We start from the raw sequence: 21,876 nt of genomic DNA on the forward strand, positions 1-21,876 counted from the left end.
ACAAAGGCTTTTGTAGGGCGACTACAAACAAGTTGTAGTCACGCTACAACTTATCGGTAGTGTCACTACAACTCACTTGTAGTGACACTACAAACGACTTGTAGCGCAACACCTTGCCACAAACGCCAATATCGATTACCATAAAATGCGCGAGTTTGGGATAAGTCATCGTATAATCCAAACAAAACCATACAAACCAATCAATGGGAAAAAGACCAAGACCTACGGCCTCGTGGGGGTAGATGCGCTACTTAGGCAGGGTTGGAAGTGAAAGCGACCTACCCTTCCATAACGAGATATTTAACCCCACAAGGCCGCTGGTCTTGGTCCTTTTTCCCATTGGTTAACTAGCAAAAGCTGTATACAAGTGAGCCACAACAAGGCATTCGCCCCATGGTCTATCGTCCGAAAACGCACAACGATATCCCTCTCTTTCGTTTTTTTCGTTTCATTTCTTTTGCCATAAACCAAAAAAAGCGTACTTTTACAAGCAGAAATCACATTATATTACTATAAAAAATCTATGAGTTTGAAAATCGTTGTACTTGCCAAACAAGTACCAGACACGAGAAACGTGGGCAAAGATGCCATGACGGCAGAAGGCACTGTGAACCGCGCTGCCTTGCCCGCTATCTTTAATCCAGAAGACTTAAACGCATTGGAGCAGGCTCTACGCCTTAAAGAACAGCACCCAGGATCTACCGTTGGCGTGCTGACAATGGGCCCGCCACGTGCAGGTGAAATCATTCGACAAGGGCTTTACCGCGGAGCAGACACTGGTTGGCTGCTCACCGATAAGCTTTTCGCTGGCGCCGACACGCTAGCCACATCCTACGCCTTGGCTACGGCCATCAAAAAGATTGGCGATGTGGACATCGTTATTGGTGGACGACAGGCCATTGACGGCGATACGGCACAGGTTGGACCACAAGTGGCACAGAAATTGGGCCTTAATCAAGTTACATACGCCGAAGAAATACTCAAGGTTGAGGATGGCAAGCTAACCATTCGCCGACATATCGACGGGGGTGTAGAAACAGTTGAGGCTCCCATGCCTTGCGTGGTGACAGTTAACGGAAGTGCTGCCCCATGCCGTCCTTGCAACGCTAAGCTGGTGATGAAATACAAAAACGCACGCTGCCCCATGGAACGCAACGGCAAAGAGCCACATCCCGAATTGTTCGAACTGCGTCCTTACCTCACGCTCAACCAATGGAGCGTGGCCGATGTGGATGGAGATGCAGCCCAATGCGGACTTAGCGGGTCGCCCACAAAGGTGAAGAGCGTGCAAAACATCGTGTTCCAAGCTAAGGAAAGCAAGACGCTTACGGCCGCAGATGCCGACATCGAGGCGATGATGAAAGAATTGTTGGACGAAAAGATTATCGGATAAGTGGACGAGTTTATATGTTCAGCGGCAGCAAAACAAAGAAACTCGAACACGTAAGAACTTTAAAAAAGACATGAACAACGTATTTGTATATTGCGAGATAGAAAACACCACGGTGGCCGAAGTGTCTCAAGAGCTGTTGACCAAAGGTCGCAGTCTGGCCAACGAGCTTGGTGTGCAACTCCATGCCGTGGTTGCCGGCTCGGGCATCAAAGGCCATGTTGAAGCCCAGATTTTGCCTTACGGCGTAGATAAGCTCTTCGTCTTCGATGGCGAAGGGCTCTTCCCATACACGTCGGCACCACATACCGACATCCTCGTGAACCTCTTCAAACAAGAGAAACCACAAATCTGCCTGATGGGCGCAACCGTTATCGGTCGCGATTTGGGACCGCGCGTATCGTCGTCGCTTACTAGCGGACTTACCGCAGACTGTACCCAACTGGAGATTGGCGACTATGATGACAAGAAAGCAGGCAAACATTACGAGAAGCTGCTTTACCAAATTCGTCCCGCCTTCGGTGGAAATATCGTGGCAACGATCGTTAACCCCGACCACAGACCACAAATGGCTACGGTGAGAAGTGGTGTGATGCAAAAGAAGGTGTTGGACAACAACTATAAGGGAGAAACCGTTTATCCCGACGTAGCACAGTATGTACAACCCGAAAGTTATGTGGTAAAGGTGCTCGCGCGCCACGTTGAAGAGGCCAAACACAACCTCAAGGGTTCGCCCATCGTTGTGGCCGGTGGCTATGGTGTGGGTAGCAAGGAGGGTTTCGACCTGCTTTTCAAGCTTGCCAAGGAACTGCATGGTGAGGTGGGAGCAAGTAGGGCCGCCGTAGATGCAGGCTGGGCCGACCACGATAGGCAGATAGGCCAGACTGGCGTTACCGTTCATCCCAAGGTCTACATCGCTTGCGGCATCTCTGGTCAGATACAACACATCGCCGGAATGCAAGACAGCGGCATTATCATCTCTATCAACACCAATCCCGATGCACCCATCAACAAGATTGCAGACTATGTTATCGTGGGCACGGTAGAAGAGGTGGTGCCGAAGCTGATTAAGTATTATAAGAATAAGTAGTAAAGAAACAGACCCAAACCAGCAATCGGCCTCACCCCCAACCCCTCTCCAAAGGGAGAGGGGAGTAATATGCTTAGACAATGATTTGCAAGTTACTTCGATAAAAAATGGCCGCAGGGCTATCTCCGACTACAACCTCAGGAGTATTAAATTGAGGCCTGCCAGTGAGAAGTCTATTTGGGTATGCGGAATGCTTACATACAACTAACAGCTTAAACTGCAAGAGCCTGATGGGCAGAGACAAAGACTACGGATACGAAACAGCTGCACCAGACCGCTATTCACTATTGAAGGCGTTTGCACACAACAACCGCAAGGAGATGACACCCAGTGAAGAACGCTTGTGGAATGCACTCAGACATCTGTCGTGCGGATATAAGTTTAGACGGCAACACGCCATTGGCGACTTCATCGCAGACTTCGTTTGCTTGGAGAAACGTCTGGTCGTGGAAGTGGATGGCGAGTATCACAACTCGCCAGAACAACAAGCAGACGATGCTATTCGTGGTCAAGTTCTCGAACAAAAGGGGTTTAACGTCATCCGTTTCAGTAACGATGTGGTTGACAAAAGCCTCGATAAGGTTCTGCACAGCATCAAAGAATATCTATTTAATCATTAAGGAATTATCACCCGCCTCATCTCCAAACGGCAAGATAACGAAGAAAATGTTCGCCATTCATTCACTTTATCACGCTATTCACAGGAGATTCAAGCTTAACTTCACGAGCAAAACGAAGCTGGTTCACAAACGAAGAACAGACATTCGCCTGCATGAAGCTAACAAGCATACCACTCCCCTCTCCCCTTGGAGAGGGGTTGGGGGTGAGGCCAATTTATTTATTACGATATGGCAAATTACTTTTTGGACTCCCCCGAGTTGGAGTTCCACCTTCATCACCCATTGATGAAAAGAATTGTTGAGCTGAAAGAGCGCAACTTTGAAGATAAAGACAAATACGACGACGCACCCGTTGACCACGAGGACGCTATCGAAAACTATAAGCAACTGTTGGAAATAACAGGCGACATCACCGCTAACGTTATCGAGCCAAACAGCGAATCGGTTGACGAAGAGGGTCCACACCTCGTTGACGGACGTATGGTGTATGCCTCGAAAACGTTCGAAAACCTCGACGCCACTCGCAAAGCAGGCCTATGGGGCATATCCATGCCCCGCCGTTACGGAGGTTTGAACCTGCCAATAACGCCTTATTCGATGGCATCAGAGATGATGGCGACGGCCGATGCTGGCTTCCAAAACATCTGGAGCTTGCAAGACTGTATCGAAACGCTATACGAATTCGGTAACGAAGAGCAACGCGAGAAATACATCCCACGTGTTTGCCAAGGCGAAACGATGTCGATGGACCTCACCGAACCCGATGCGGGTAGCGACTTACAAAGCGCAATGCTTAAGGCTACTTATTCGGAGAAAGACGGATGTTGGCTTATCAATGGCGTTAAACGCTTCATCACCAATGGCGATTCAGACATCCACCTCGTTTTGGCACGTTCTGAAACGGGCACGAAAGACGGTCGCGGACTGTCGATGTTTATCTACGACAAGCGCCAGGGCGGTGTTACCGTACGACACATAGAAAACAAGCTGGGTATTCATGGTTCGCCTACATGCGAGTTGGTGTACAAAGACGCAAAGGCAGAGCTATGTGGCGAAACGCGTTTGGGCCTCATCAAGTACGTGATGGCGCTGATGAACGGTGCCCGTTTGGGCATCGCCGCACAGAGCGTTGGCGTGTCGCAAGCCGCCTATACCGAAGGATTGAACTACGCTCGCGAACGTAGACAGTTTGAAACAAACATCATCGACTTCCCCGCTGTGTACGACATGCTCTCGCGTATGAAGGCTAAGTTGGATGCAGGACGTAGCATTCTCTACCAAACGGCACGCTATGTAGACATCTACAAGGCACTCGACGACATCGCACGCGAACGCAAACTTACGCCCGAAGAACGTGCCGAACAAAAGAAATACATGCGTTTGGCCGATGCCTTTACGCCGCTGGCAAAGGGTATGAACTCTGAATACGCCAACCAAAACGCCTACGACGCCATACAAATTCATGGCGGTTCGGGCTTCATCATGGAGTATAAGAGCCAACGCCTCTATCGTGATGCACGTATCTTCTCTATATACGAGGGTACAACGCAGCTGCAAGTGGTGGCCGCCATTCGTTATATCACCAACGGAACTTACCTCGGCATCATGAAAGAGATGCTCGAAGAGGAAGTGGCCGATAACTTGAAGCCGCTCAAAGAGCGTGTGGCTAAGTTGGTGGAACGTTACGAAGAGAGCGTAAACAACGTGAAAGAGTGTGGCAACCAAGACAGGCAAGACTTCCTTGCACGTCGCCTTTACGAGATGACCGCAGAGCTTTTCATGTCGTTGCTCATCATTGCCGACGCCTCAAAAGCTCCCGAACTCTTCGAAAAGAGTGCCAACGTGTACGTCCGCATGACAGAAGAAGCCGTTATAGGAAGCCATGCCTTCATCGCCAACTTTAAGGTAGAAGACTTGGAGAGCTACAAGGCACGCTAAAAAGAACTCACCCCCTACTCCTCTCCAAAGGGGAGAAGGGGAATGATTTGCCCTCTTCATTTAGGGCTTTAACTCTCAGTCCACACAATGCTGAACAACAAAGGGGCGTGTTACCGTTTATTGGTAGCACGCCCCTTTTATTTTCAATGGTTAATCTAAGCTATCCCTGTAAGATTCTTAAGTCAAAAGCGAGTTGACAAGTTTACGAGTGAACGAGTTGATAAGCTTGCCAATAAACAGGCTGACAAGTTAGCAGGCAAAACCATTTTTTCACCTAAGTTAGTTGACAACTTTACTCGTGAACAAGTTGACAAGTTAGCAGGCGAAGCCATTTTTTCACCTAAATTAGTTGACAACTTTACTAGTTAACGAGTTGACAAGTTTGTAGGCGAAGCCATTTTTCACCTTTTCACTTTTTCACCTTTTCACCTTTAAACCGCCCTTTTCACCTTTAAACCATCTGTCCAACCAGCTCTTCCCTATCACCTGGCAGCATATCGATAACGGGAATCTCAACCATGGTATAGCAACCAGGCTGCAAACGCATAGAAGCACGAGCCACATTAACCAGCACTTGAGCCGTTAATGCGGGATTATTGATGCTCATATCGAAAGAGAAATGCTGGTTTTGGGTCTTTCCGCTAACGCCTTTGCGCACCAAATGAACACCATGTCCCATGTCGCGAACCTCGTCTACCGACTTCACTGCAAACACATGGGTTTCGTCGTTAGAAAAATATGGGTCGGCCTTTACCTCTGCTGCCACATCTTCAAGACGTGCGCCATCCTCCAATTCCACATAAACCATCCTGCGATGAATGCCTTCGCCCAGTGGGATAGTCATCGAAAGCGCATCCTTAACGCCCTTCTTGCTACGCACGCACACGCTGTGTCCCATGCTCATACCTGGTCCGAAGTTGGTGTACGACAAGCCTTTGGGTGCCAAACTCTGCATCAACATACGCACGATAGAGTCTGAACCGGGGTCCCATCCTGCCGAAATAACGCTCACTCGGCCATGTTCTTTGCACACAGGCATCAGCTCCGCACGATAGTTCACTATGCCCGAGTGGATATCGAAGCTATCAACCGTGTTTATTCCCATAGCCAAATACCTCTTTGCGTATGTCGGGCACTCACGTGTAGGCAAAGCCAAGATGGCCACATCCACATCATGTAGCTCGGCAATATCACTCACCACGTCATACTGTTCCAGTTCCAACGGCTTTTCCTTAGCCCCTTGTCGCCTTACAATACCAGCCACTTCAAAATCAGGAGCTGCCTCCAACGCCTGTAATGTATATTGCCCAATGTTGCCATAACCCACTACGGCTGCTCTAATCTTTTTCATATCCCTTAATGCTTATGTATTATTATCATTTTGTATAGCGCCTACACACGATGTCAGGGCAAATGTCTGCCTCGCCCCACACCCGTTGCAGCGACATACAAAAGTAGTGCATTACAATGAAAAAACAGCAAACAAGCCAATTAAAAAACACACATCACCATTCAATTCACGTTAAAACATGCGTAATCTTAACCTATATCAATAAATCAAATACGTGTTCATTTGCCCTCAGCATATCAAAAACAACTCATGCAAATTTTGCTGGCTCACCCTTCTTCCTCACACCTTGCACATCTCTTTCAAACCAACAAAACATGTTATTTTGTTTGTTTAAAACATAATATTTTGTATATTTGCAATTTAATAACGGCATTTTAGTTTCAATTTAAAACACAATCATCATGAGAAAAACTCTACTTCTCTTGTTCTGTTGCCTGTATTTCGCAGCATACGGACAGTCTTTACAAGCCAATTTCTATGCGTTAGGAGGTACTACGCCCTATTATAGCATGGGATGGGACTCGATGGAAGAAGCCAATCAATGGAAATACTTCTCCCTAAACAACTCCGCCACATGGCAGTTATACGAAGAACCAAGTTGGAAAGGACTGAAACCCTTTTCTTATTTTAATCCAAACAGCAAGTTTTCGCTAGGAATTGGATATTCCAAGAAGAAGCAAAAAGAGACCGCCCAATCGCCCCAAATAACCATCAAGCCCAACAGCACGTGCAGCTTTTACGCCTGTTTTAGTCCTGGGCTGTTGGTATTTGCCAGATGGAAACTGTTGATCACCGATGTAGACACAAAGGAAACGACAGAATTACTCGATGCTTTCAAGTGGTCGCAAGAAAATGCCTTTGATGGTCCTAACTGGAACAAGTTCAACGTAAACCTATCGGCCTACGCCCAAAAGAATGTACAATTCTCCTTCGTCTATGAAGGATCAGATGGCGAAGACGTGTTTATCGACGGGTTCGAAGTGTCGCAAAACGATGCGAACGCCACCTCCATCAATGTCGTTGAGGGCGAAGAAGTGGCGTTTTACAGCTCGTCCGTAGGCAAAGTTACGTCTTATAACTGGAAGTTTGAGGGCGGAACGCCGAGCGTTTCCACAGACGAGAGCCCTAAAGTTGTATATGCAAAAGCTGGGACTTACCCCGTAACGCTGACCGTTAGCAATGGTACGGAAGAGCACACCTTTACCCGCGAGGCCTATATAAACGTGACCAAAAAGGCTCCGCAAGCCCTTATCGGGGTAGAATCGGGTGGCTATCTCTCGCCATTCGTTGGCCGTTTCATCGCCTTGGGCTCGTCGCTCACATTCAAAGACCTATCTAAGAACAACCCCACCCAATGGCAATGGTCGTTTAAAGGCACAGATGTGGAGCAGAGCAACGAACAAAACCCCACCGTAACTTACAACAAACAAGGTGTGTTCAGCGTGGGATTGCGCGCGACTAACGACGCAGGGACCAGCAAAGACGCGCTACTGAACTACATACAAGTGGGTGGACAACAGCACATTTGGAACATCACACCCGAAGAAAGCCCTAATCTCAATGTCATCGCACTGGGATATTATGGCTTCTACGCTGGTTCAAACTGGCTCGGCATGACAAAGTTTGCCGAACGTTTCGATGCGCCACAGGCAAAGGCCGAAGTGAAAAGCGTAGACGTTTACTTTGGGTCGACGGCCACAATTAGCCCCAATGCCGACATCAGCGTTGCCCTAACATTGGCCGACGACAAGGGAATGCCAGGCGAGGTTCTCGCTACCTCCACGCTAAAAGCTTCGGAACTGGTTTACGACAACAACACGATAAAGCCCACCACCTTCACTTTCGACACCCCCATTGCAGTAGATAAAGGATTCTTCGTTGTAATCGGAGAGTTCCCTAACAACGAAAATGCGGCCCACGATGTGGACAAAATAGCCATTCTTTGTCTGCGCAGGCAGCCGAAAGAGAAAACCACGGTATTCCATCTCTTGGCCGACGAAGACGCAAACAACAAGCCCACCGGTACATACACATGGTATCGCAACGACGAAGAGCCCCTGTCTATGGCCGTTTGCCCACTGCTATCCTACTCTCCTTCCACAACAGCCCTACCGCGTAATGAGGTGAAAGGCGGCGAAGCAACCCTTCGTTTCGACGGCACCAACCTACTCGCCACCGCCGATTACGATGTGATAGAGGTATATGCCATGCACGGCGCACGTGTGTTATCAGCCACAAGACCACCCCACGTGCTATCACTCCGCCATCTGCCATCGGGTGTTTACGTGGTGAAAGCTAAAAGGGGAAAAACGCAAGACACGCTGAAAGTAGTAAAGTAGTAGGTAGTAAGGAGTAAGGAATTAGTAGTAAGGAGTAAAGTAGTAAGAAGTAAGTGCACTTACTCCTTACTACTTATCCTTTCACCACTTAATCCCTTACCCCTTACTACCTACTCCTTACTACTTACCACTTACTCCCTTACCCCTTACTACCTACTCCTTACTACCTACTCCTTACTACTTACCACTTACTCCTTTACCTCTTACTACCTACTCCTTACTACTTACTCCTTACTCCTTTACCTCTTACTACCTACTCCTTACTACTTACTCCTTACTCCTTACTACCTACCCCTTTACTACCATCCATCCCCATTTAGGTAGATTATATTTTGTCGTTACCACCATTTACCTTAACTTTGCATCATGCTAAGGGCCTTCGTCTGCAAGGCTCTTCCACGCCATTTCACCCCTAAACCCATGCGTAAAGAAACCCTAACACTGTACGAACTGAACCAAATGGTGCGCGAATCGCTCGCCATAACCATGCCCGACGAATATTGGGTGGAAGCCGAAATCTCTGAGATGAGGGAGGTTCGCGGCCACTGTTACATGGAATTGGTGCAGAAAGATGCAATAGGGAACACGCCTGTGGCCAAGGCTTCGGCTAAGTGTTGGAAGAACAAATGGGCTCTTTTGCGCCCCCACTTCGAACGTAATGCGGGCCAAACGCTACGTGCAGGACTGAAGGTAAGGCTCTTGGTGTACGCCGATTTTCATGAAGCATACGGCTTTTCGTGGATAGTGGCCGACATTGACCCCACTTATACGCTGGGCGATATGGCACGCAAAAGGCTGGAAATCGTCAGAATGCTGAAACAACAAGGTGTATTCGACCTGCAAAAGGAGCTTAGCCTACCGCTATTTACACAGCGTGTGGCTGTCATTTCTAGTGAACAGGCAGCGGGTTACGGTGATTTCTACCGCCATCTGCATGAAAACGACTGGCATTTGCACTTCTCTGTACAGCTTTTTACCGCTACCATGCAGGGCGAAGGCGTTGAACGGAGCGTCATTGCTGCCCTCGACGCCATCAACGAGCGACTAACCGACTTCGATGTGGTGGTTATCATACGCGGCGGAGGGGCTACAAGCGACCTCAGTGGCTTCGATAGCTTGCCATTGGCCGAAAACGTGGCCAACTTTCCCTTACCTATTATCACGGGTATTGGGCACGATCGCGATGAAAGCGTGTTAGATATGGTGTCCTTCCGACGTGTGAAAACGCCCACGGCTGCGGCTGCATTGCTTGTAGAACATCTCGCGGAGACCTACCAACGCGTAACCGACGCACAAGAAGAGATGGTGCACTTGCTGCAACGACGCATGGAACTGGAGCGCATCCGACTGGCTCGACTAGCCGAAAAGGTGCCTATGCTGTTCTCGCTGGTGCGTACAAGGCAAGAAAAAAGGTTCGAAAACATGGCTCTGCGCATGCGAAACGCCATGGCAACAACCCTTCAAAGGCAAGACTTACGCCTGCAACGCCTAACGCTAGCCTTGCCCACACAGGCCGAACGCTTGCTAACCAAGGCCACACATCGCCTTGAATTGCTGGGACAAACCATCAAGTCGCACGATCCCGCCCTACTTCTTAGCAAGGGTTATAGCATCACCACACTTGGTGGAAAGGTGGTACGCAACGCCAACGACTTGCAAAAGGGCGACGTAATCGTAACCCAACTGCAAAAGGGAAAGGTGAAATCAGTGGTTGAATAAGGTGTTGAGGTGGTGAGTTTTTGAGGTGGTGAGTTATTTAGTTTGTAAGATGATGAGGTGGTGAGTTTATGCTTTTGGAAGTTTATTAGTAAGCTTGCAAAAACCAATAAGCCCATTACGCTCAATAACAAATAAGCTTATAAAGCCAAACACTCAGATACTAACAAGCTCAATAACCAATAAACTAAATAACTCACCAACCCATAAACCCACAAACTAAATAACTTTCCAACCCATAAACTCATAAACTTAATAACTCATAAACTTAAATACCCCAAATTATGGCTAAACAAGAAATAAAATATGAAGAGGCTGTGGCACAACTAGAAGCCATTGTGCGCCGAATGGAAACAGGCGAGCTAGACCTCGATTCGCTTGCCGAAGAACTGAAAAAGGCACAAAAACTAATTAAGATGTGCAAGGACAAGCTAACCAAAACAGACGAGGAAATAAAGAAGATGCTCGAAAAAGAGGAGTAGACTGCAGAGGTGTGGCCATCGCCTCGCCCACCTTTCTACCGCCTTTATGCGTCACGAGCCCTACCCCAACCCACTAAAAACCTATGTTGTTCGTAACATTATAAATACGCACAACATAGGTTTTCGCACTTGTATAATCAATGGGCGCACACTTAGAAAACATCCCTTGCAAAACGATAAATAAGAGTTGAGACTGTGCTTTTACATCTCCCATGCTGTTACACATAAGTTGGAACATCCTTCCAGATGATATGGAACACGGTTCCAGTATAACTGGAACGCTATTCCATCTTAACTGGAATACTGTTCCATGTCATCTGGACCGCAACGAGCGGTTTGTTAACTGGTTTTTAAAGGTTAGTTTTCGCCTACCATTTTTTCATCGAGCAATATCCATACACCAGTTCGAGATAACCCAATAACTCATAATAGGCCCTTGTACATGTTAGTGGCGTTACGCCAACTACCGCATAGCGGTTGGCATAATAACACATATCACCAAGCCTCAACGCATGGTCAGTCTGTTATGCATAGAGATTCCACGCCAACAAACCTGCAAAAGTGAGCAACGCAAAGAACGCAATCACAAGTGCGCAACCCCTTCTTGGAGGGTCTCCGAGATAGCCGCCAACATGCATAGAATCGTCATTTGCTGGGCGCATACCTCGTTTTCGCGTCTTACTTTTGGGATAACCCGCCGCATGGAGCGCACAATACTTGTTCCAAAGTTTAAGATACGTGGGATCGGCTTCGCCCTTCACCATCTTCATATAACTCAACCTGCCCCGCAAAACTGCAGATAAGTTGATACGTTTGCTATGTCCTTTGGTCTTGCCATGCTGGTTGCGATAATTCCACAGTGCCTTTTCAGATGCGTCTTCGTAACCATATCGTTCCCACATGTATAACAAGGTGCGTATCTGTCGTGCGTATTCGCGCGTTACATTCACCTTATCGCTCACCACAACACCCGTAACCTGTTGCCTTCGTCCACGTCTTTGCAGACGTGTTTTGCGTTCGTTCAGTCTAAACCCATACTTCTCTACAATGGTGGAGAGCTGCATATAGAAGCTCCCCGTTGTGCGCAGCACGTCGTTGTCGCTGCTAAACGTCATGTCGTCGGCATACCTTGTATAGGTTGCCCCTATGCGTTGGGCGGCAGCGGCTAGTTCTTCGTCCATCTTTCGGCACACCATATTAGATAGCGTTGGTGATGTTGGGAAGCCCTGTGGCAAGACATCGCCCTGCGGTTCGGTAGCGGTACACAATCCCGAAAGCAGTTTAGCGGCTTCGGTAGAGCATTTTATTGGTTCTGCCAACAGAACATCTTCCACCATTTGGCGCGTAATGGAGGGGAAGAAGTCTTTGAGGTCGATATTCAAGATATAACGTTTGCCCACATGTTGTTGGGCGTTTTGCGCCACCGACTTATCCCTTACGAAGCCGTAACACCAAGGGGTGGGCACATAAAAATCCTGCAACAAGGCGTTAAAGGCCTGCAACATAAACAACAAACTGCTGTGGGGAGCAACGATGGCACGCGTTCCGCCGTGTTTCTTTCGCATGCGGTAGCGTGTGGTTCTGCGGTCGTCTTTACCGGTATCGGCAAAACACTGCAGCTGATTGGTTCTGAAACCAGCCTGCACACCTATTTGCTTGGCCACATCGTTAAGCACGTTGGTCAGTTCGTCGGCCGAGTAAATGTATTGCAATTGGTTGCCTATCGTTGTTTTCAGGTTGATGTTTTGGTTGCGTCGTGCCATGCTACGTTGGATTATATAGTAAAAATATAGGAATGCCGTAGAAGTTTACTTTTTGGTAAATCCCATTTACCAAAAACGATACTTTGTATCAAACTCTGACGAATACATCAGAAACTACCTCTAAATTTCTTCGGCTATTCCTATACGAAAGCAAAATTAAGTATTTCATTTTATAGTACAAGCATCACCTTTTACGTTTTATAATTTATTTACACTTTAACATAAGCGATGCAATATCACTTCACTAAAATGGTCCAAATTATGTCACTCGAACCATAAAAACCGCTTTACACAGGGCGATTGGCCTATCCCGCAGCAGTCGCCAACCCTTCTTCACCCTGCCAATACAGTTTTTTATGTGCGCACACAATAATGCGCGCCTAGAGGCGTTATATAATAACGTATACGTACACATATTAAATACATCATTAATGATTGAATATATCAAGGGCGACTTGGCCGAACTTACCCCGGCTATGGCTGTTATTGAAGCGGCTGGAGTGGGCTATGCGCTCAACATCTCACTGAATACATACTCCGCCATTCAAGGTAAAGACAAATTGAAGCTCTTCGTTCACGAGGCGTTGGTTACGGGTGGGCGCGACGATTCGTACACGCTCTATGGTTTCGCCACACGTCAAGAGCGCGAACTTTATCGCTTGCTTATCAGCGTTTCGGGCGTTGGTGCCAACTCGGCACGCATGATTCTTTCGGGAATGTCGCCGTCTGAGCTGTGCAACGTTATTGCCGCGGGCGACGACAAGATGCTTAAGACCGTTAAAGGCATTGGTGCAAAGACCGCACAACGCATCATCGTAGACCTGAAAGACAAGATTATGACAAGCGGAGTGGCCCAAGAATTGTCCGTACCCACTAACGCAAACGCCAATGCGATGAATGTTGCCGTGAAAGACGAAGCCGTGGGTGCACTCACCATGTTGGGCTTCGCGCCTGCTGCTTCGGCCAAAGTGGTGGTGGAGATACTGAAAGAACAACCCGAACTACCCGTTGAACAGGTGGTGAAAGCGGCGTTGAAAATGATAAAGTGACCTAAAAAGGCGTGCTGCGAAATAAGAAGACAAGAAGGACTTTGATGGTGGCGCTCGTCATTTGCTTGACGGGCTATGCCCTTGCTTTGCCCTTTGCGCAAGACAATAGAGGGCGAAGGCAAAACAATCGCACGCAAAGAAGCGCCAACAATGCACCAGCTAGAAACGCCAACAATGCCTCAAACAACACGCCCCAACGGAATGTGGAACGTCCTGATCTACCCGATGGTAGCTTGCCGGAAGACACAACACTGGTAATTGACAACGAAGACGCACCCGAAACACAAACCACCGACAGCCAGCAAACAGGCACAACAACGCCCATTTGGCGCGTACAACCCACCACACCCACCACTTTTGGCGACCTGTGGCAGAATGCCATGGACCTGAAACGCCCAGATAACATGAAGCAAGGGGTGGAATATAACGACACGCTTGACCGCTACTTGCTAGGCACGAAATGGGGAAGGCAGTACATTGGAACGCCCATCATGATGACCCCCGACGAATATCGGCGATGGAGCGAACGACAGGCACGCAACAGCTTTTTCAGAAAAAAGAACGACGAAATATACAAGGCGAAGGGTAAAGAGAAGTTCGACTTCACCGACATGCACTTCGACTTAGGACCAGCCGAAAAGATATTCGGTCCTGGTGGCGTGCGTATCAAGACCCAAGGGTCGGCCGAAATACGCTTCGGAGCTACGCTCAAGAACATCGACAACCCCTCTATCCCCATCCGAAACCGTAAGACAACAACGATGAACTTCGATGAGAAGATTAACATCAACATGAACGGAAAGGTGGGCGATAAGGTGGATATGAACCTGAATTACAACACCGATGCCACCTTCGACTTTGATGCACAAAGCCTAAAACTGAAATACGACGGTAAGGAAGACGAGATCATAAAGCTTGTTGAGGCTGGAAACGTGAGTTTCCCTGCCAACTCGTCGCTTATCAAGGGGGCAAGTTCGCTCTTCGGTATACGCACCGATTTGCAGTTTGGAAAGCTGAAAATGCAACTCGTGGCCTCGCAAAAGAAATCGTCGTCGAAAAGCGTTTCGTCGCGCGGAGGGGTTCAACTAACGCCTTTCGAACTTGATGCGGCCAACTATGAAGAAAACCGACACTTCTTTCTTTCGCACTATTTCCGCGATAAATATGATGAGTGGATGGCCTCGTTACCCACTGTTAAGAGCGGCATCAGCATCAACCGTGTGGAGGTTTGGGTAACAAACAAGACGGGAACAACCACCAACACCCGCAATATCGTGGCCCTTACCGACCTCGGAGAAGTGAGTCACATCTCCAATCCATTGTGGGGCGCATCGGGATTGGTACCTGCCAACAACGCCAACTCCGAATATCCAGCCATGGTCAGTTCGTACGCCGCAGCCCGCAACATCGACCAAACGTCGTCTACACTCGACGGAATACCTGGTTTTGTGGGTGGTAACGACTACGAAAAACTTCAAAACGCGCGCTTGCTTCAACCCTCCGAGTACAACGTTAACACCACGATGGGCTACATTTCGCTAAGACAGGGTCTGCAAACCGACCAAGTTTTGGCCGTTGCCTACGAATATACCTACGGCGGAAACACCTATCAGGTGGGCGAATTTGCTGCCGATAACACCGACATCAACCAAGCCCTCTTCGTCAAGTCGCTTAAAAACACCAGCAACAACCCGCATCAAGGCAACTGGCATTTGATGATGAAGAACGTGTATTATCTGGCCACTTCGGTTGAGCAAGAGCGGTTCAGGCTAGACATCAAGTACCAAAGCGACACCACAGGCGTATATCTTACCTACATACCCGAAGCCCAAGTGAAAGACCAACCCTTAATTAGGGTGATGGGTGCAGACCGTCTTGACAACAACAATAAGGTGCATGCCAACGGTTATTTCGATTTCGTTGAAGGCTATACCGTAAGCAATGGTCGCGTGTTCTTGCCCAAGACGCAGCCCTTCGGCAAACATCTGTACAACTATCTTCGGGCTAAAGGCGTGTCGGATGCCGTTGCCCGAAGCTACACCTACGACCAACTGTACGACTCGACCAAAACCATCGCCAAACAAATTGCCGAGAAAAACAAGTTCATTCTTACCGGTCAGTATCGCGGAACTAGTGCTAACGTCATCTCGCTTGGTGCATACAACGTGCCACAAGGTTCGGTTGTGGTTACGGCGGGTGGTGTTAGGCTCACCGAAGGCGTAGATTATAGCGTGGATTATTACGCTGGGGAAGTAACCATCCTTAACCAGAGCATCTTGGATGCAGGCACAGCGGTGAACGTTTCGCTAGAAAGCAACACCGACTATGGCCAACAACGCAAAACGATGTTTGGCCTAAACTGGGAGTATAACTTCTCGAAAGACCTGCAACTAAGCGGTACTTTGCAGCACCTATCCGAGCAAGCGCTCACCACGAAGGTAAATATGGGAGCCGAACCGCTGAACAACACGCTCTGGGGATTGAACCTCAACTGGAAGAAAGAAAGTCAATGGCTCACCAATTTGCTAGATAAGATACCCTTCTTGCACGTTAGTCAGCCCTCGCAGATAAGCTTCACGGGCGAATTTGCCCACCTCATAGCGGGCCGTAGCAAGGGAACGCAAGACAATGCCTCGTATCTTGACGACTTCGAAACCACCAAAAGCTCGCTCGATGTTAGCACACCCACCTCGTGGACGCTAGCTAGTACGCCCTCGATGTTTGTCGAACACGACGATAAAGCCACCCTTAACAGTGGATTTAACCGTAGCCGACTGGCTTGGTACACAATAGATCCGCTTTTTACACGAAGAAGTAGCTCGCTAACGCCCTCACATATCAAGGGAGACTTACAGCAATTGTCCAACCACTACGTGCGCGAAGTACCCGTTCGAGAGCTTTTTCCCAACCGTGATCAAAACAGTTACGGTGGAATTTCTACCCTTTCGGTGCTCAATTTGGCGTTCTACCCCGCCGAAAGAGGACCTTACAACTTCAATCCCGACCTTAATCCCGATGGAACACTTGACAATCCAGCCAAGCGTTGGGGTGGTATGATGCGCAAACTAGACACAAACGACTTCGAAGCAGCCAACATCGAGTACATCGAATTTTGGCTGCTCGACCCCTTTATTTACTCAAATCGCCAACCCAACGCCAACGATTACGGCGGCGATTTCTACCTTAACCTGGGCGAAGTAAGCGAAGATGTGCTGCGCGACGGCAAGAAATTCTACGAAAGTGGCATGCCTGTGGACGGTTCACAAAGCTTCGTTACCACCCAATGGGGTAAGATACCCACCCAAGCCACCACAACTTACGCCTTCGCAACATCACGTGGAGCGAGGGCAATGCAAGACGTTGGGTTTAACGGATTGAATGATAACGAGGAGCGTTCGTTCCCCGCTTACCAGTCGTTTCTTAACGCGGTAAGGGGCAGGGTGAATGCTGCCGTATTCGATTCGATACAGGCCGACCCCGCCAACGACAACTACCACTACTTCCGTGGGTCTGATTACGACCGTGCCGAGCTGTCCATCTTGCAACGATACAAACGCATAAACAACCCCCAAGGAAACTCGCCCGACAGCGATCAACGCAGCGAAAGCTACGACACATCGTACAAATCTACGCCCGATGTGGAAGACATCAACCAAGATTATACGCTCAACGAATACGAAAAATACTACCAATACCACGTGTCGTTACGTCCTCAAGACATGGTGGTGGGCCGTAATTTCATCGTAGACAAGCGCGAAGCGTCGGCCTCTCTGCGTAATGGCACCAACGAAAACGTCACTTGGTATCAGTTCCGTATCCCCCTTCGCGAGTACGAAAAGCGGTTCGGTTCTATCTCCGACTTTTCCAGCATCCGCTTCATGCGTATGTTCCTCACGGGCTTCAAGCGTCCCATCGTGTTGCGTTTCGGTTCGCTCGACCTTGTACGAGGCGAATGGCGAAGCTACGAACAAAACCTTAGCAACACGGCTTCACAAACAGGAAAGATGTCGGTTAGTGCCGTAAGCTACGAAGAAAACAGCGATAAGACACCCGTAAACTATATCCTTCCGCCTGGAATAGAACGTGGAGCCGACCCCAACCAACCGCAAATGGTGGAGAACAACGAACAAGCTTTGAGCCTTGTTGTCGACAATCTTGGTCAGGGCGAAGCAAAAGCCGTGTACAAAAACACCACCATCGACCTACGCCAATATCGTCGTTTGCAGATGTTTGTTCACGCTAATGCGCTCGAACCCAACGTCACAGCCCTTGCCAACGGCGAGTTCTCGGTGTTCATTCGACTAGGAAGCGACTACAAAAACAACTTCTACGAGTACGACATTCCTCTGACGCTGACACCTGCGCGTCGATATAACGACCGCTCATGGGCCGATAGCCGTGCCGTATGGCCCGAAGAAAACATGCTCGATATTGCCCTCAGCGTGTTCACCAACTTAAAAAAGGCACGCAACAAGGCACGCGCCACGGGTCAGGCTTCATTCACTTCGCTGTACAGCGCCTATGATGTAGACAAGCCAAAGAATAAGGTTAGCATCATGGGAAACCCCACTTTGGGCGAAGTAAAGACCATTATCATCGGCGTACGCAACAATGCCGCCACACAAAAGAGTGGCGAAGTGTGGGTGAACGAACTGCGATTGAAGGAATATGAGAATGAAGGTGGATGGGCAGCACAAGGAAACCTCAACGTGCAACTATCCGATTTCGGTACGCTTAACCTGCAAGGACGATACATTTCAGAAGGTTTCGGCGGACTGGAAGATGGTGTTGCCGAACGCGCCAAAGACAATTTCAAGTCTTACAGCGTAACAACCAACCTCGAATTGGGTAAGTTCTTCCCCGAGAAGGCTAAGGTTTCGGCCCCGCTTTACTACTCGCGAACACAGGAAGAAAGCAGTCCGAAGTACAACCCACTTGACACCGACCTGCGCCTTAAAGATGCTCTCGATGCTGCAAACCGTCAAGAACGCGACTCGATTAAGAACATCGCCATCCGTCGCACCACAAATACCAACTTCTCACTGTCTAACGTTCGTATCGGCATACAGAACAAACGCCACCCCATGCCTTACGATCCGGCCAACTTCTCGTTCTCGTATAGCAATTCTTCACGCTTCACTAGCGGCGAAACAACAGTTTACGAGCGTGAGAACAACTGGCGTGCCGCACTGGCATACAACTGGACTCCCGTGTACAAACCTCTCGAACCATTTAAGAATCTCAAAGGCAAGAGCAAGTGGCTAGACATCTTGAAGCGCTTCGGATTAAACTGGTTGCCACAAAATCTCTCGTTCAACTCCGACATCAACCGCAGCTATTACGAGTTGCAAGAACGCGATATGGAGAGCAAGGGCGGCGATCGCTTACCACTAACCTTCAATTCGCAATTCCTTTGGAATCGTGATTTTGCCGTTCGTTGGGACCTAACGCGCAACCTGCATGCCAACTTCCAAAGTGCCACACACGCCGAAGTGGAACAACCTTACACACCCGTTAACAAGGATCTATACGCCGAACGCTACCAAGCCTGGAAAGATTCGGTGTGGAATAGCATACGAAACTTCGGCACGCCGCTAGACTATAACCAGTCGTTCACCCTCTCTTATCAGCCGCCACTCAATCTGCTGCCCATCTTCAATTGGGTTAATGCCGACCTTACTTATAACGCCACCTATCGTTGGGTACGTGGAACGCAACTCGAAGACGGTTCTTCGTTGGGCAACACCATTGCCAACAACCGCGACTTCAACCTCAACTCAACCTTCGACCTCGTGCGTCTTTACAACCATATACCTTTCCTTAAAAAGGCCAACGAACGCTTTAACCGCGAACCAAACACTGCCGAATTGAGCCGAAAGCGCGAAGAAAGGCAGGCCGAACAGCGGAGAAAGACACAAGAACGCAAGGCCTTGGAAGCACGAATGAAGGGCAAAGGCGTAACGCCAGACGGTCAAAAGATTGACAATAACGAAGCCTTGGCGCAACAACAACGCAACGAATTGCCCAAAAACCGCAACAGTTTTGAGCAAGAAATAACCCTAACGCCCGACTCTACACTCACCATCAGCCACAACAAACACTCGAAACGACTGATGGTTACTGCACGAACCGAAGACGGCAAACGCTTCCCGCTGAAGTTTAAAACCAGTGGCGAAAACAGCATATGCATACTTACCAAGGTAGATTCGGCACTAAAACTGAAACTAACCGTAACTCCACGACAGCCACAAGAAAAGCAATCGTGGTACGAAACGGCACAAACAGTGGCGCGCGTACTGATGATGGTGCGCAACGTAAGCGTCTCTTACCGCAACCAATATGCCATATCGCTGCCAGGTTTCATGCCGCGCATTGGCGATGCGTTCGGTCAGGCGCGCCTTCCCTCTGCCCTATCGCCCGGCTTAGACTTTGCTTTTGGACTGACCGACGACTCTTATATCTCCAAGGCACGTAACATGGGATGGCTGCTCGATAATGATTCTATCGCCACACCTGCAGCTACCACCAAGACGGAAGACCTGCAACTGCGCATGACACTTGAACCCGTGCGCAACTTAAAGATAGACTTGCATGCCTCGCGAACGCAAACCACGGCGCGAAATATCCAGTATATGTACGCGGGAACACCCACAACGCAGAACGGAACGTTTATGATGACCACCATATCTATACGTAGCGCTTTCGAGGGAATGGGCTCGGCGGCCGACGGATACCGCAGCGCATCGTTCGAAAGGTTCTGTAATGCCCTCGACGCATTCCGTAATCGCGTGGAATCGCAATATACAGGGGCACGCTATCCCGCAGGAACAAACATGGCAGGAACGGTGTTCAACCCTGCCAACGGAGCCGTAGACCGATACGGTTCGGATGTGATGATACCTGCTTTCCTCAACACCTACACGGCCATGAGTGGTTCTTCGCTCAACATTTTCCCAACCTTGGCCCGCCTACTGCCCAACTGGACCCTCCGTTATAGCGGTTTAGGCAAGCTGCCTTGGTTCCGCGACCACTTCAAAAGCGTAAATATCAACCACGGCTACAAGAGCATCTACGCCGTTGGAGCTTACGCTTCGTACAACACCTTTGTGGAATATATGAACGGATTGGGCTTCATCAGCGACGTTACAACGGGCAATCCCCTTCCACGAAGTCTTTACAACGTGGCCAATGTCAGCATCAACGAGGCCTTCTCGCCACTGCTTGGCGTAGACATGACCTTTAACAACAACCTCACCGCTAAGGTTGAGTATCGCTCTACGCGTGTGTTGAACCTCAGCATGACAAGTGTTCAGATAAACGAGGCCGTTAGTCGCGATTGGGTTTTGGGCATGGGCTATCGCATCAACAACTTTAAGCTCTTTGGGCTACGTGCACCACGCACCAAGAAAACAAAGACCAAACGAACCGAAGTGAGCGAAGATGCTACCACAAACAACAGTTCGCAGGGCAACACCAACCACGACTTGAACATGCGCCTCGACCTAAGTTACAGGTCGCAGGCTAGCATCAGTCGCGACATTGCAACCCGAACAAGTGCCGCAAGCAGCGGTAACACGGCCTTTAAGATTAGTTTCTCGGCCGACTATACCCTCTCGCGCCTGCTCACCATGAGCTTCTTCTACGACCGTCAGACCAATACGCCCTTGTTAAGTAGCAACAGCTACCCCACCACAACACAAGACTTTGGCCTAAGCCTTAAATTCTCGCTCACCAGATAAAGGCTTTTACTTTCAGGTTTGTTTTTAGGTATTACAACGCTCACGCAAAGGCGCCAGCACGAACGTGCAAACAATTTGTGACTTGTTTCGTAAACTAGCGCAAGCACATTCGAAATTGTCACACCGCAAACAGCACCCTAACCAGCCACATACGCTCATCCACGAACCACATAGAATCGACATATTGCGAACCAGCTTCAAAGATATCATTACACATTATCAATGCAGAATTTATGTGTTTATTAAGCGCTCATTTCTTTCTATCTGATTGGGAACATTGTTCCAGCTTATGTGGAACCTTGTTCCAATTGATATGGAACAGGATTCCAGATAACATGGAACAAGCTTCCAGATAAGATGTAACTCACCCATTAACGTTAAAACAGATAATATACTGTT

At 48.8% G+C, this 21,876-nt stretch carries 11 protein-coding genes; 9 read left to right on the forward strand and 2 right to left on the reverse strand.

All coding sequences use genetic code 11. The features are described from left to right. The first annotated feature begins 523 nt into the window (after positions 1-523). The 4 genes from F453_RS0111030 to F453_RS0111045 all read left to right on the forward strand — a co-directional run bounded on the left by F453_RS0111030 (position 524) and on the right by F453_RS0111045 (position 5,038). The gene (locus tag F453_RS0111030; RefSeq protein WP_018968067.1) at positions 524-1,393 is read left to right on the forward strand and encodes an electron transfer flavoprotein subunit beta/FixA family protein; all 870 of its coding nucleotides are present in this window, start codon (positions 524-526) and stop codon (positions 1,391-1,393) included. 70 nt (positions 1,394-1,463) lie between these two features. Continuing rightward, the gene (locus tag F453_RS0111035; RefSeq protein ID WP_018968068.1) at positions 1,464-2,480 is read left to right on the forward strand and encodes an electron transfer flavoprotein subunit alpha/FixB family protein; all 1,017 of its coding nucleotides are present in this window, start codon (positions 1,464-1,466) and stop codon (positions 2,478-2,480) included. A gap of 230 nt (positions 2,481-2,710) precedes the next feature. Further along, on the forward strand, positions 2,711-3,100 hold the full coding sequence (locus F453_RS0111040) for an endonuclease domain-containing protein (protein ID WP_018968069.1): 390 nt from the start codon (positions 2,711-2,713) through the stop codon (positions 3,098-3,100). Positions 3,101-3,328: 228 nt separating this feature from the next. Beyond that, positions 3,329-5,038 carry an acyl-CoA dehydrogenase family protein gene (locus tag F453_RS0111045; RefSeq protein WP_018968070.1) on the forward strand — a complete coding sequence of 570 codons (1,710 nt, stop codon included), beginning with the start codon at positions 3,329-3,331 and terminating at the stop codon, positions 5,036-5,038. A 451-nt stretch (positions 5,039-5,489) separates the two neighbouring features. Here F453_RS0111045 and F453_RS0111050 read toward each other — a convergent pair whose 3' ends face one another. Beyond that, positions 5,490-6,389 carry a diaminopimelate dehydrogenase gene (locus F453_RS0111050; protein WP_018968071.1) on the reverse strand — a complete coding sequence of 300 codons (900 nt, stop codon included), beginning with the start codon at positions 6,387-6,389 and terminating at the stop codon, positions 5,490-5,492. Between the two features lie 401 nt (positions 6,390-6,790). Between F453_RS0111050 and F453_RS0111055 the strand changes: the two genes are divergently transcribed. From F453_RS0111055 to xseB, 3 genes are all read left to right on the forward strand, one after another. Continuing rightward, positions 6,791-8,728, forward strand: coding sequence for a PKD domain-containing protein (locus F453_RS0111055; RefSeq protein WP_025790060.1), 1,938 nt, complete (start codon positions 6,791-6,793; stop codon positions 8,726-8,728). A gap of 420 nt (positions 8,729-9,148) precedes the next feature. Beyond that, positions 9,149-10,447, forward strand: a complete 1,299-nt coding sequence (gene xseA / locus F453_RS0111060; protein ID WP_026292563.1) for an exodeoxyribonuclease VII large subunit — start codon at positions 9,149-9,151, stop codon at positions 10,445-10,447. Between the two features lie 281 nt (positions 10,448-10,728). Next, positions 10,729-10,926: an exodeoxyribonuclease VII small subunit gene (gene xseB, locus F453_RS0111065; RefSeq protein WP_009237921.1), complete on the forward strand. Its 198-nt coding sequence runs from the start codon at positions 10,729-10,731 to the stop codon at positions 10,924-10,926. Positions 10,927-11,450: 524 nt separating this feature from the next. Here the strand turns inward: xseB and F453_RS0111075 are convergent. Beyond that, complete coding sequence (locus F453_RS0111075; RefSeq protein ID WP_018968074.1) at positions 11,451-12,689, reverse strand: reverse transcriptase family protein; 1,239 nt, start codon at positions 12,687-12,689, stop codon at positions 11,451-11,453. Positions 12,690-13,120: 431 nt separating this feature from the next. Between F453_RS0111075 and ruvA the strand changes: the two genes are divergently transcribed. After that, a complete protein-coding gene (gene ruvA / locus F453_RS0111080) occupies positions 13,121-13,738 on the forward strand; it encodes a Holliday junction branch migration protein RuvA (protein WP_018968075.1) in 618 nt (205 codons plus the stop codon). A 14-nt stretch (positions 13,739-13,752) separates the two neighbouring features. After that, positions 13,753-21,477, forward strand: coding sequence for a T9SS outer membrane translocon Sov/SprA (gene sov, locus F453_RS0111085; RefSeq protein ID WP_445236353.1), 7,725 nt, complete (start codon positions 13,753-13,755; stop codon positions 21,475-21,477). Positions 21,478-21,876 lie beyond the last annotated feature (399 nt).

It is taken from the genome of Hoylesella loescheii DSM 19665 = JCM 12249 = ATCC 15930, assembly GCF_000378085.1.
Classification (GTDB): domain Bacteria; phylum Bacteroidota; class Bacteroidia; order Bacteroidales; family Bacteroidaceae; genus Prevotella; species Prevotella loescheii.